This window comes from Pseudarthrobacter sp. fls2-241-R2A-168 (genome assembly GCF_030209335.1).
Classification (GTDB): Bacteria; Actinomycetota; Actinomycetes; order Actinomycetales; family Micrococcaceae; genus Arthrobacter.
Map to the genome: position 1 here is coordinate 166,987 of NZ_JARVSG010000013.1, position 11,798 is coordinate 178,784.

The following is an 11,798-nucleotide window of genomic DNA, read 5'->3' on the forward strand; positions in this document are numbered from 1 at the left end:
CTACAGTAAGAGCCGGACTGGATACCGGTCCCGACTGCTGGAGAGGGAGGTGTTTTTGATGACTGTTACTGTCGCTCGCCCTGAGCGCTCCGCACCCTTCATCCAAACCCTTCCCCTGCACCGCACCGTCGCCGCCTGACCAGCGGAGCGCCGAACGCCAAGGCCGTCAGCGGCCGGTGCGCAGGGGGCATACCCCGAGGTATCAGAGTGAACAACAGCACGTTCCGCTACGGCTACACCTCCACCGTCGCCCAACATTTCGACAACCATCCCCTCGCACATGCCAGCGAGCGCGGCCGGGTGGTCCGCGTGGACCGCAACCTGCTGCTCGTGGCAGTGGGCGCAGACCTCCTGCACCTGCCCTACCCCCTGACCGGTGAAACCGCAGTCACCGGCGACTGGGTATGGATAGGCCCCAACCGGGGCGGCGAGCGCCAGATCCTTGGCGTCCTTCCGCGCCGCTCGGAACTCAGCCGCAAGCGCGCCTTCGAGGACTCCTCCGCCGCGCAGGTCCTGGCCGCCAACATGGACATGGTGGGCGTGGTGGTGCCGGTGGACCGGCCCCTCACGCACAACCGGCTGGAGCGCACCCTTGTTGCCGCCTGGGACTCGGGTGCCACTCCCCTGGTGATCATCACCAAGGCGGACCTCGCCGCGGTGGCGGACGACGTCGTCGGCAAAGTCATCCTGCAGGCGGCGGGCGTGGACGTGGTCACCACCTCCGCTGAAAACGGTGACGGCATTGACGAACTCCTGTCGCACATTCCGGCGTGCGGCACCATCGTCCTGCTGGGCCCGTCCGGCGCCGGCAAGTCAACGCTGATCAATGCCCTGGTGGGGCGGGACGTCCAGGACACCGGGGAGGTGCGGGCCGGGGACTTCAAGGGCAAGCACACCACCACGTCGCGTGAATTGGTGCCGCTTCCCAACGGGACAGTCCTGATGGACACCCCCGGCGTGCGGGGCTTTGGACTGTTCGACGCCGAGGACGGCATTGGTGAGATGTTCGGCGACGTGGAGGTGCTCGCAGCCCGGTGCAGGTTCTCGGACTGCGCCCACCAGGGCGAGCCGGGGTGCGCCGTGCAGGAAGCCATTGCCGGCGGCGCGCTGGAGGAGCGCCGCTGGCACAACTACCTGAAGCTGCAGCGCGAACTGGCCGGCCTGGCCCGACGGAGCGATGCCGCCGCCCAGCGGGCCTACCAACGGGAGTGGCACCAGAAGGTGGTGTCCGCCGGGAGGTCCCAGCGGTGGGCGGAGCGCGAGACGGCGGAAAAAAGGGAAAGCTCCGGAACTAATGGACGGGCTCGGAAGCGGCGCTGAGCGCACATTCAGTTTGTCCGTCCCGGCTAGTAGGGTGCCGTCATGGACATCATCCTGGTTCCCGGTTTCTGGTTGGACGCCTCCTCCTGGGCGGAGGTGACGCCCGCGCTGGACGCCGCCGGCCATAGGACGCATCCGCTCACCCTTCCCGGCCTGGAGTCGGTTGACGCCGACCGGGCCGGGATCGGGCTGCGGGATCATATCGACGCCGTGGTTGCCGCCATCGACTCCCTGGAAGGCAGGGTTGTGCTCGTTGGGCATTCGGGGGGAGGCGCCATCATCCATGGCGCCCTGGATGCGCGGCCGAACCGGGTGGAGCGCGCCATCTATGTGGACAGCGGACCCCTGGGCGAAGGGGGCGTCATCAACGACGAACTGAAGGCCGACGGCGACGACGTTCCGCTGCCGCCGTGGGAGGAGTTCGAGGACGCGGACCTGGTGGACCTCGACACCGGGCTCCGCGAGGCCTTCCGGGCCCGGGCCATCCCGCAGCCGAAGGGGGTGGCCTACGAGCAGCAGCACCTTCACGACGAGCGCCGCTACGACGTTCCGGCCACCATCATCGCCTGCGAGTTTCCGTCCGCCATGCTGAAGGAGTGGATCGACGCCGGCCACCCCTTTGTGGCCGAGCTGGGCCGGATGCGCGACGTGGAATACGTGGACCTCCCCACCGGGCACTGGCCCCAGTTCACCAAACCCGCTGAACTGGGACGCGCCATCCTCGCGGCCGTGGAGCGGACGGGGTAGCCCGCCGTCGTCATTGTCCGCCCCCGGCTGTACACTCAAAGTATCGAACATATATTCGAATAAGGGTGTGTTGTGGGCGTTATTATCGGTCCCCGCGTGATAGATGCGGGACTCTCTTTGCACCTGGCCTGGCTGTCCCCGGTGCCGGTGGCAGCAGGGTATCCGTCGCCCGCCCAGGACTATTTCGATGGCCGGATAGACCTGAATGCACACCTGATCAAGGACATCACCAGCACCTTCGTGGTCCGGGTGACCGGGGACTCCATGGAGCGCGCGGGGATCAGCGACGGGGACGAACTGATCGTCAACCGGGCCCTCGAGCCCCGGGACGGCTCGGTGGTAGTCGCAGTGCTGGACGGCGAGCTGACCATTAAGCGGCTGCGGATCACGGCGGGGGGCGTGCTGCTGCAGGCCGAAAACCCGAAGTACCCGGACATCAGGGTCTCCGCGCTGAGCGAGCTGACCATCTGGGGTGTGGCCACCAGGTGCCTGCATCATGTGTGAGAAGTTGCCATGAAGCCGGCCATCATGCGGCAGATGCCCGAGATCGCCCATGTGGATGTGAACTGCTTCTACGCCAGCGCCGAGCGCGTCTTTGACCCTTCGCTGGAGGGAAAGCCGTTGATCGTGCTGTCCAACAATGACGGGTGCGCCGTCACCCGCTCGCCGGAGGCGAAGGCCTTGGGCATCCAGACCGGGGACCCCTGGTTCAAGCTCGCACCCCGAGCCAGGGAGTGGGGGCTCATCGCGAAATCCAGCAACTATGAGCTGTACGGGGACATCAGTGCCCGCGTTATGGAACTGCTGGGCCGGTATTCCGCCTGGCTGGAGGTGTACAGCATTGATGAGGCCTTCCTCGGCGTCAAAGGCAGCCCGGAACACCTGCTGGACCTCGGCCGGACCATCAAGGCTGTCGTGGCGCGGAACGTGGGAGTGCCCGTCTGCGTCGGCATTGCCCGCACCAAGACGCTGGCCAAGCTCGCCAACAAGTGGGCCAAGCACAACCCGGCGTTCGGCGGTGTCTGCCGCTGGGACTCAGTGCCGCCCGATCAGCAGGAGGCACTGATGGCCCGGCTTCCGGTCATCGAAATCTGGGGCGTGGCAACACGGATCACCAAACGCCTGAACGCCATGGGGATCCAGTCCATCCTGGACCCCAAGCGCGCGGACCCCGTCAGGATCCGCGAACGCTTCTCCGTGGTGATGATGCGCACGGTCCTGGAGCTGCAGGGCACACCGTGCATCCCCATGGAAGAGGCCCGGATCGGGCGCGACCAGCTGATCTTCTCCCGCTCCTTCTCCACCCCGATCACCACGGCCCAGGACGTGCGGCAGGTCCTCAGTGTCTACGCCCAGATGGCCAGCGGGCGGCTGGCCAAGCACAACCTGCAGGCGAAACTCCTCACCGCCTTCGCCGGGACATCGCACTTCAACGCCCGGCAGGCGGCGTTTCCATCCGTCTGCGTTCCGCTTCCCATGCCGACGGCGGACCCGGTCATCCTCACCAAGGCAGCCCATGCGCTGCTGCCCGCCATCGTCGAAGGCACCAGGTACGCCCGGGCGGGCATTATGGTCACGGACCTGCGGCCCAGCGGCAACCAGAAGCCGCTGGAACTGTTCGAGAACCCGCACGAGGAACGCCACATCGGCCCACTGCTGGAGGACATCACCAAACGCTACGGCCGCGGATCCATTGGCCTGGGCCATGCCGGGATCCGCGGCGGACCGGACTGGACCATGAAACGCGGGATGCGCTCACCCCGGTACACCACGCACTGGGACGAGCTCCCCCTGGTCAAGGCGGCATGACCGCGACCCCGGCGGAACTACGTGCCCTCCGGCGCCTCTTCCTCCTCGGGAGCCGGCTCTTCAATCAGCAGCGCCGTCCCCTGGTACGCACCAAGCTCAATAAAGAAGCTGTGCAGGTCATCCACCTGGCCCACCGTCTCGTCCGTGAACAGGTCCCGCACCCCGGCGCCGGCCTCCAAGTGGCTGGAGTTGACGCTGCCGGTGATGCTTTCACCGGAGAAGTTCAGGACCGTCACCTGGATCTGGCCGGACGCGAGCCGGTGCACCATCACCAGCAGCCCCCGCTGGGAAACCTGCGGAACGTCCAGGAGCACACCGGTGGCAATGCCCCACTCCTCGCGGACCTTCAGGATCTTCTGGAGCCGCCGCGCGAAGGACCCTTCATCCTTGAGCTGCTCGGGCAACGGACCGTACAGGCTGCGGGCCCGCGGCATTCCCGAGGCCGAGACGGTCGCTTCGGCGTTGGTACCCATCAGGTCGTGCGCGCCCCGGTTGATCCAGCGCGTATCGCCCTGGGAGGTGAGCTCCTGGACCTGTGCCCTGTCCAGGGTGGTGGTGCCCACCATGTCCCAGCCGGACAGGGCGAACACGCCGGGCTGCAGTGCGTTGTACATGACCAGCAGCAGGTGCGCTTCCCGCACCGTATCGATCTGCTCGGCGGTGAGCGCGGAAATATCCTTGATGCCCAGGGCCGCCGTGATCACGCTGACCGTGGTGCAGGCGATGCCGTTGGTGGTGAACACGGCGTTGTAGGGGCCGTTCTCCCCCGTCAGCGCATTCCGCAGCGTTTCCTGGACATGCTCCGTCAGCTCCGCGCCGTTCATTTCGGTGCCGGCCAGCTCGAAAACATCGTCCTTGTGCCGGGTGGCAAAGTGCACCAGTTCGTAGGTCAGTTCATCGTGGTTCTGCAACGCATGCACCAGCGACGCCTGGTCCACACCGATCTCCATGGCCAGGCGCAGGGTCAGGCGCAGGAACTCCGTGTCCTGGGTGACCAGGGCGTAGTGGTATCCGGGGCGGGTGATGAAGTCGTAGGACAGGTCCGGCCCAGTTTCCGAGGTGGCCTTGATGTCGTCGATGGTGAGGTTCAGTTCCTGGAACGTGAAGCCGCCCACTTTGCGGACCATGCTGCCGATCAGCTGGTTGGCTGCCTCGGAGAGCGGGTGCCCCTCGGACCAGCCGGGCTGTTCCTCGGCGCTCTTTTCCACCCCGAGGAAGCCGTTGGCGTCGAGCCGCAGCGCACCGGTGCCCAGGTCGAGCAGCGAGTGCAGGGCGTCGCCCACCACCAGGCGCATGCCGGAGAACGTGGGATCGAGCCAGTTGATGGAGGGCTGGCCGGCCTTGAAGTAGTGCAGGTACACCCAGCGGCGCTTCTGGCCGGTGGTGTCCACGATTGCCCGGGTCGCACTCCAGTTGGTTTCCTTCACGCCGGGTTCGTAGAAAATGACCCGCTGAAGCCTGCCAATGATGTACCCGGCCTGCTGCAGCGCCAGTTCCGCGTCGGGGCTGATGTTGACCGAGTCCTCGCCCGGCGGGACGTCCGGCAGCAGATGCCAGTCCGATTCCGGGATATCGATCATGTGATAGATGCCGGGATAGTCGCGGTAGTTCATCTCGGCGAGGCGGAAGTCCGCACCCTTGCCGGTGTGTCCGGGGACGATGTCGTCAATGATGGTGCCGTCGTGTTCGCCGGCCACCTCGCACATCCGGCGGAACTCGTCTTCCTCGCCGAACAGCGGATCGATGGCCATGCTGATGCGGTCAAAGTGGCCGTCCACGCTTGGCGTTTCCCGCCACCCCTGCAGCCCGCCGGCCTTCTTGACGGGTCCCGTGTGGATGGCCCTGATGCCAATTTCCCGGAACGTTTTCCACAGCTCCGGGTCGCCCAGCGCCCCCAGGAACGACTGCCCCGGCGTGGTCATGTAGGACAGCGGGTAGGCGGTGAACCACACTGAGGCGCGTTCGACGGCGGCCCGCGGGTTGGGGTGCGCGTAAGAGTGCTGCCACATGCTGGCCTGCCCCGAGAGCTGCCGGGCCAGGACGTTGGCGTCGCCGAGCATGGCCTGGTTCCGCAGCCACTCCACGTAGGTTTTGTTCAGGCCGTCCAGTTCCAGTGACGGTGCATTGGCAAAATACTGCCGACGCCGGGCCACAGGGCGCAGTGCCTTGGGCCGCGCCGGGTAGAACTTTTCGTCGAAAGTAATTTCCGGAGCTTCCGGCACCTCCGAGGACTCTGTCTCCTCGATGGATTCTGCCGGTTCTGTCACCGCTGCAGCCTCCGGCCCAGTCGTGTTGCCGGTTTCGCCGGCCTGTTCTACTGCATCGGCCCCAGACACGCTGGTGGTCGCTTCTCCCAGATCAGACACTGAGTTCCTCCCTCAACTCGACTGCATCCCACTCTGCCACGATTCGCGCGCACGCCGAACGGCGCCGGCCAAATGAATTTCAGGTGTGCGGCTATTCAGGATGCCCGTACCCGGATGCCCGGGTGGAAATGCACTCCCTGTGGGAAAGCGTGCACTCCGTGGAAGCGCCTTGACACCGCCGTTTGTTAGCGCTGACAGTTGAGAAAGCGAATTCTCGTCCCCCACCGGAAAGCTGACTTTTGAAGAACTGGGCAGGCAACCTCGAATACTCCTCCGCGCATGTTGAACGGCCGGAATCGGTAGCGGAACTGGCCGGGATTGTGCAGCGCGCGGGCCGGATCAAGGCGCTGGGCTCCCGGCACTCCTTCAACCGCGTAGGGGACACCGACGGCGTGCATGTTCTGCTTGATGCCCTGCCGCAGGAGGTGCTCCTTGACCGGGAGCGCAGCACCGTCAAGGTCAGCGGCGGAGTCAGTTACGGAGCCCTGTGCCGCACGCTGGAGCAATCCGGCATGGCCATCCACAACCTGGCGTCACTCCCCCACATTTCGGTGGCCGGAGCCGTACAGACCGGAACCCACGGCTCCGGCGTGAACAACCCCTCGCTCGCCGGGGCAGTGGAGTCGATCGACCTGGTCCGCCCCTCGGGTGAATGCGTTACGCTGACCGGCGCGGACGGGGACGAGTTCTTGGCCAGCGTGGTGGGCCTGGGAGCCTTGGGCATCGTGACAGGCCTGGAGCTGACGGTCCAGCCCAGCTTCAGGATGCGCCAGCGCGTCCTGGAAAACCTGCCGTGGGACCGGGCGCTGACGGACTTCACAAACATCATGTCCAGCGCGTACAGCGTCAGCCTGTTCACGGACTACGCCGGCGAAACCATCAGCCAGGTCTGGCTCAAGGCCCTGGACCAGGAGCCGCCGCTGGCTGACCTGTTCGGTGCCACCGCCGCCACGTTCCCCCGCCACCCGCTGCCGGACATGTCCGCGGAAAACTGCACCATCCAGCTTGATGAGCCGGGACACTGGCTGGACCGGCTGCCGCATTTCCGGCACGAGTTCACGCCCAGCAAGGGCGAGGAGCTGCAGAGCGAGTTCATCCTGCCGCTGGAGAATGCGCCGGAGGCGCTTCAGGCGGTCCGCGGCCTGGCGGACAAGCTGGCGCCGCTGCTGTTTGTCTCGGAAATCCGCACAGGTGCTGCAGACGAGTTCTGGCTGAGCCCCTTCTACCAGCAGCAGAGCGTGGCCCTGCACTTCACATGGAAGCCGCTGCAGCCCGAGGTGGAAGCTCTCCTTCCCGAACTCGAGGACGCGCTCCGTCCCTTCGGCGCCCGGCCGCACTGGGGCAAGCTGTTCTCCCCGTCCGGGCACGACTGGGAGTCGCTGTACCCCCGCTTCGCCGGATTCCGCTCATTGGCCTCTTCGCACGATCCCGAGGGCAAGTTCCGCAACGGACTGCTGGACCACATCCTCGGCGTCCCCGCGGCGAGCGGCCGGTAACGGCCCCGAACCCGCGCACCCGGCGGTTTATTAGCCGATTGTTAGGGTGGAACCATGAACCGCCGCCTTGCCGCCCTGTCCGCTGTCCCCCTGATGCTGCTGCTCGCCGGCTGCGGCGCCGTCGAGGAAGCCGCCGGGAACGCTGCAAGCGACGCCGCGTCGAAGGTGGCCACGGCTGCCGCGGAGGAAGTGAACCGGCAGATTTGCGCCGTTGTCCAGGACGGCCTGGTCAGCGTGGAGGACAAGCGGGCCCTCGGCGGGCTGGTATCGGCCGCCCGCACCGCCGGCGTACCCGCTGAAATTACGACGCCGCTGGGCCAGATTGCGGAGGCCGGAGACCAGGTGCCGTCCGAGTCCGTCCAGGCCCTGAAGGATGCCTGCGCAGCCTGAGTGCACCCAGGGGATTGAGCCGGCAGAGACCTCCTGAATTCCCCCTTTTGGCCGCCGCCTCCTGGTGCTACCGTGAAATGACGAACTAGTAAGCCTGTGATACTAAATTCACGAGCGAAGGAGATCGTCATGGCTGAACGCGGCAACACCAAACACGGCCCCATCCTCGATGAGGAGCTGAAGCACGAAACCCAGGGCGCGGTCCATGCAAACCAGCCTCCCCACGCGGAGGAGTGGCGCGAAACCGAACCTTTCCCCGACGATACGGATCCTGCTGAAGTCCAGGAGGCCCTGAATCCCGTCGCTTCCCCCGATTCCATCAGCGACGCGGAGGAGGAACAGTGACCCGGAGCCTGAAGGAGCACGCGGACCGGTACCGGCTCCCCGGCCCCTGGTGCACCGCTTACGTGGACGCGGGAACGGGCACCGTGGACAGCCTGGAAGCAAGCGATGTCCGGCCCGGCAATGTCCGCGCCGCCCTGGAAGCGCAGGGTACTTCTGCTGCGGACCTTGAAGCCGTGGAGCAGGCCCTGCAGCCCGAAGCAGGCATCCCCTCCCCCGTGTCCAGGTTCGTCCTGGTGCACCAGGGAAACGTGGAGATCAACGAGGTCCTGCCCGGCGCGCTCGTGTTGCCGGAGCGGATATCGGTGGATTCCATCCCGGACCTCCTGCCGCTGGTCAAGCACCGGCCGGAGGATTTCCCCTTCGTTGTTGCCGAAGTCAGCCGCGAACACGGCGAGATCCGGCTGCATTACGCGGGAGCCGGCGCTCCGGCGAGCACCGAGGAAGTCCAGGGCGATACCCAGCACATCAAGAAGTTCCAGGGCGGGGGCTGGGCCCATCTCCGCTTCCAGCACCACACCGAGGACGTCTGGCGCCGCAACGCGGACCAGGTGGCCGGGGAAATTGACCGGGTGGTGGGCAGCAGCGGCGCACGGCTGGTGATCCTTGCCGGCGATATCCACGCGCGGAGGCTGGTACAAGAGCAACTCTCCAAGGCCAGCCAGGCATTGGTGTCCACCATCGATTCCCACACGCACACAGCGGGTGCGGATGAGGGCCTCCTCGAAGACCAGGTCAACCAGCGCGTCGCGGAACAGTGGGCCGCCGAACAGCAGGAGATCATGGACCGCCTGGCCATGCAGGAAGGCCAGGCCAATCCTGAGTCCGCCACCGGGATCGGGGCTGTGGTGCACGCGCTGCAGCAGGCCCAGGTGGAGGTGCTCATCTTTGACGACGCCGCACTTTCGGAGCGGACCCTGCTCGCACTTGATGCCGAGCCCTGGATTGCCCTGGCGGAGGAGGAATCCCTCGGGGCCGGCGTACTGGGCAAGGTCCCCGCTCCCGCAGCCCTGCTTCGGGCGGCCGCGCTGACAGATGCGCAGGTGCTGCTGGTCCCCGGCCCGGTCCTGCCGGAGGATGCCGGTGTGGCAGCCCTGCTGCGCTGGTCCACGGGACCCGACGTGCCGTCGTCGTGAGCCATCACCAGCAGCAAGCGAACTGACAGGAAGGAAGGCAGTTATGGCAATTGGAAATGACCACGAGGACCTTGCCCCTGGCGGCGTGATCATCCCCGAAGAGGATGCGCTGCCGAATCCCACCCGGACGGGCCGCGGCAAAATGCCGGAGGACGTGGACGACGACGCGTATGAGGCTGCCGCCGAGCAGGAGCGTGTTGCTGCGGGCCTTGCCGACTACGCACCAAGCGACGTTCCTCCGGCAACGGATCCACTGCCGGCCGAAGCTTCCGAAGCCGCCGACCTGGCCCAGCGGGGGCTGCTGGAGGACAACGACTCGACCGGAACCGGAACGCAGGAGAACAACAAGTAGCCAGAGCGCAGGGAGAGGGGCGGGGCTGCCGGCCCTGCCCCTCTTTTGCGCTATCTTCCCGTGCTCATTCTTCCCGCGCTCATTGCTGCGGATGGTCCAGTCCACGAAAACCATGGCTGCGCGCACCCGGGAACCGGCGCGGAGTCCGGTGGTGTTCGGGCGCAACAAAAGGAACCACCTCCGGGTCCCTGCCGGGCGGCACCGCACGGATGAACTTGGTGAGCTCGTCCTGCAGAACCTTCCAGGAGATCTCCGGATCGTCCGGGTAGGCGTCGATTTCCGCCTGCCGGGCTGCCTCGAGGGCCGCCCGGCCGAGATCGGTGAGTTCGACCCTAAACTGCCGCCGGTCTGTGGACTGGCGGGTCCGGGTGATGTGCCCTGAGCCTTCAAGCCGGGTGAGCACCCTGCCCAGGGTCTGGCTCTGCACCCGGACCACCTCGGCAAGTTGCTCCTGGTTGAGGGGTCCGGCTGCCAGCCCTTCCAGGGCTATGACAGCTGCACGGGTCAGGCCAAGGGGCGCCAGAGCATCATCCTGACGCCGCTGGACCAGGCGTGCCGCCAGCGTAATAAGGCGGTAGCTGTTCCGTGCATCCGGATCGAGGTTGCTCGTCATCGGCCGCGGCCTTCCTGTAGGTGGCGAAGTGCAGGTGTAGTTACCCCTTCATGCGTCGCTACCTACCTACAATAAGCATGCTTAGCATCCTGTTCGCAAGTACGCTTACTATCCGCCCTGCCGCAGGGCCGTTCAAAAGGGAACCTCCCAACACACCCCCTTGCAATCCAAATGGAAAGTGTGCTTAGTATCTAAGTAGTAACCCTGCTTACTACTTATTGCCAGCATTGCTGGTTCTTGATCGCCAGCTGACCCTTTGCGAAAGAGAGCATGATGACAGAGAACCAATGGCCCCAGACTCCCAACCCCGCCATCTCGGACCCGTACGGTGCTTCCGAAGTGGGTGTTGAAGACACTTATGCCACCCCAGGCACTCCGGGCACCGGCGGCACCTCCAAGAAGGACGCGGCAAAGGAAGAGGCTTCGAATGTGGCGGGCCACGCCGCCACTGCAGCCCAGGGCGTAGCCCACACTGCCAAAGATGAAGCTGCCAACGTCGCCGCAGAGGCGAAGAGCAACGCCCAGGATCTGCTGGCCCAGGCAAAGTCCGGGTTGACCAGCCAGGCCGGAACGCAGCAGCAGAAGGCCGCCGAAGGCATCCGGACCATTTCCAGCCAGCTGCACAGCATGGCGAGCGCCCCCGATCAGCAGGGTGTGGCCAGCGACCTCATCCGACAGGCAGCCCAGCGCAGTGAATCGGTGGCGTCCTGGCTTGAAAACAAGCAGCCGGGCGATCTCCTCGGCGAGGTCCAGAGGTTCGCCCGGAACCGCCCCGGCACCTTCCTCCTGCTGGCAGCAGGGGCCGGCGTCCTGGCAGGCCGGCTTACCCGCGGCCTCGCGGCAGGGGCAACGGATTCACAGGGTGCCGTTCAGTCCAGCCCGGCCCAGCGCCCGGTGCAGTCCGCACCGGTGGCTCCGATCCATCAGGAGACCGTGTACGCGGCAGGAACTGATGACCTCTTTGATGAGCCGGTGGTCGGCACGGGAGCGCCTGTCTCCACCTCCACGCTCCCCTCAGGAAGCACGGAGGACACCCCGCTCCGGTTCGAGGATGACCCCTACCGTGACGAGGACGGCAGCTACCACGCTGCCGACGGCACGTATCGGTCAACGGAAGGACGCCAGCTGTGAGTAGCCAGATTCCGGAGATGCCGCCGAGTGAGGCGCATCAAAAAGCGGATAACGCGTCGTTGGGTGAGTTGCTCGGTGAGGTGACCCGGGACCTGT

12 protein-coding genes are annotated in these 11,798 nt (G+C 66.0%); 10 read left to right on the forward strand and 2 right to left on the reverse strand.

Going from position 1 to position 11,798, the window contains the following annotated elements; genetic code table 11:
• The first annotated feature begins 207 nt into the window (after nucleotides 1-207).
• The 4 genes from rsgA to QRN11_RS10070 all read left to right on the forward strand — a co-directional run bounded on the left by rsgA (nucleotide 208) and on the right by QRN11_RS10070 (nucleotide 3,876).
• On the forward strand, nucleotides 208-1,320 hold the full coding sequence (rsgA, locus tag QRN11_RS10055; RefSeq protein WP_285250856.1) for a ribosome small subunit-dependent GTPase A: 1,113 nt from the start codon (nucleotides 208-210) through the stop codon (nucleotides 1,318-1,320).
• Nucleotides 1,321-1,362: 42 nt separating this feature from the next.
• On the forward strand, nucleotides 1,363-2,067 hold the full coding sequence (locus tag QRN11_RS10060) for an alpha/beta fold hydrolase (protein ID WP_285250857.1): 705 nt from the start codon (nucleotides 1,363-1,365) through the stop codon (nucleotides 2,065-2,067).
• Between the two features lie 72 nt (nucleotides 2,068-2,139).
• Nucleotides 2,140-2,571, forward strand: coding sequence for a LexA family protein (locus QRN11_RS10065; RefSeq protein ID WP_142058402.1), 432 nt, complete (start codon nucleotides 2,140-2,142; stop codon nucleotides 2,569-2,571).
• Between the two features lie 24 nt (nucleotides 2,572-2,595).
• On the forward strand, nucleotides 2,596-3,876 hold the full coding sequence (locus QRN11_RS10070; protein ID WP_285250868.1) for a Y-family DNA polymerase: 1,281 nt from the start codon (nucleotides 2,596-2,598) through the stop codon (nucleotides 3,874-3,876).
• 17 nt (nucleotides 3,877-3,893) lie between these two features.
• Here QRN11_RS10070 and treS read toward each other — a convergent pair whose 3' ends face one another.
• On the reverse strand, nucleotides 3,894-6,122 hold the full coding sequence (gene treS / locus QRN11_RS10075; RefSeq protein WP_502935025.1) for a maltose alpha-D-glucosyltransferase: 2,229 nt from the start codon (nucleotides 6,120-6,122) through the stop codon (nucleotides 3,894-3,896).
• A 359-nt stretch (nucleotides 6,123-6,481) separates the two neighbouring features.
• Between treS and QRN11_RS10080 the strand changes: the two genes are divergently transcribed.
• From QRN11_RS10080 to QRN11_RS10100, 5 genes are all read left to right on the forward strand, one after another.
• A complete protein-coding gene (locus tag QRN11_RS10080; RefSeq protein ID WP_285250858.1) occupies nucleotides 6,482-7,738 on the forward strand; it encodes a D-arabinono-1,4-lactone oxidase in 1,257 nt (418 codons plus the stop codon).
• Nucleotides 7,739-7,792: 54 nt separating this feature from the next.
• Entirely contained in the window at nucleotides 7,793-8,128 is a 336-nt protein-coding gene (locus QRN11_RS10085) for a hypothetical protein (RefSeq protein ID WP_091418962.1), read from the forward strand.
• Between the two features lie 129 nt (nucleotides 8,129-8,257).
• Nucleotides 8,258-8,473 carry a hypothetical protein gene (locus tag QRN11_RS10090; protein WP_091418960.1) on the forward strand — a complete coding sequence of 72 codons (216 nt, stop codon included), beginning with the start codon at nucleotides 8,258-8,260 and terminating at the stop codon, nucleotides 8,471-8,473.
• The gene (locus tag QRN11_RS10095; protein WP_285250859.1) at nucleotides 8,470-9,606 is read left to right on the forward strand and encodes a baeRF2 domain-containing protein; all 1,137 of its coding nucleotides are present in this window, start codon (nucleotides 8,470-8,472) and stop codon (nucleotides 9,604-9,606) included. Before QRN11_RS10090 ends, QRN11_RS10095 begins: the two co-directional genes overlap by 4 nt.
• Nucleotides 9,607-9,649: 43 nt before the next feature.
• Nucleotides 9,650-9,958, forward strand: coding sequence for a hypothetical protein (locus QRN11_RS10100; protein WP_285250860.1), 309 nt, complete (start codon nucleotides 9,650-9,652; stop codon nucleotides 9,956-9,958).
• A gap of 79 nt (nucleotides 9,959-10,037) precedes the next feature.
• Here the strand turns inward: QRN11_RS10100 and QRN11_RS10105 are convergent, their stop codons facing one another.
• Entirely contained in the window at nucleotides 10,038-10,571 is a 534-nt protein-coding gene (locus QRN11_RS10105; RefSeq protein ID WP_091418955.1) for a MarR family winged helix-turn-helix transcriptional regulator, read from the reverse strand.
• 273 nt (nucleotides 10,572-10,844) lie between these two features.
• Between QRN11_RS10105 and QRN11_RS10110 the strand changes: the two genes are divergently transcribed.
• Nucleotides 10,845-11,702 (forward strand): hypothetical protein, encoded by an 858-nt coding sequence (locus tag QRN11_RS10110; RefSeq protein ID WP_285250861.1) that lies wholly within the window; start codon nucleotides 10,845-10,847, stop codon nucleotides 11,700-11,702.
• The last annotated feature ends 96 nt before the right edge of the window (nucleotides 11,703-11,798 follow it).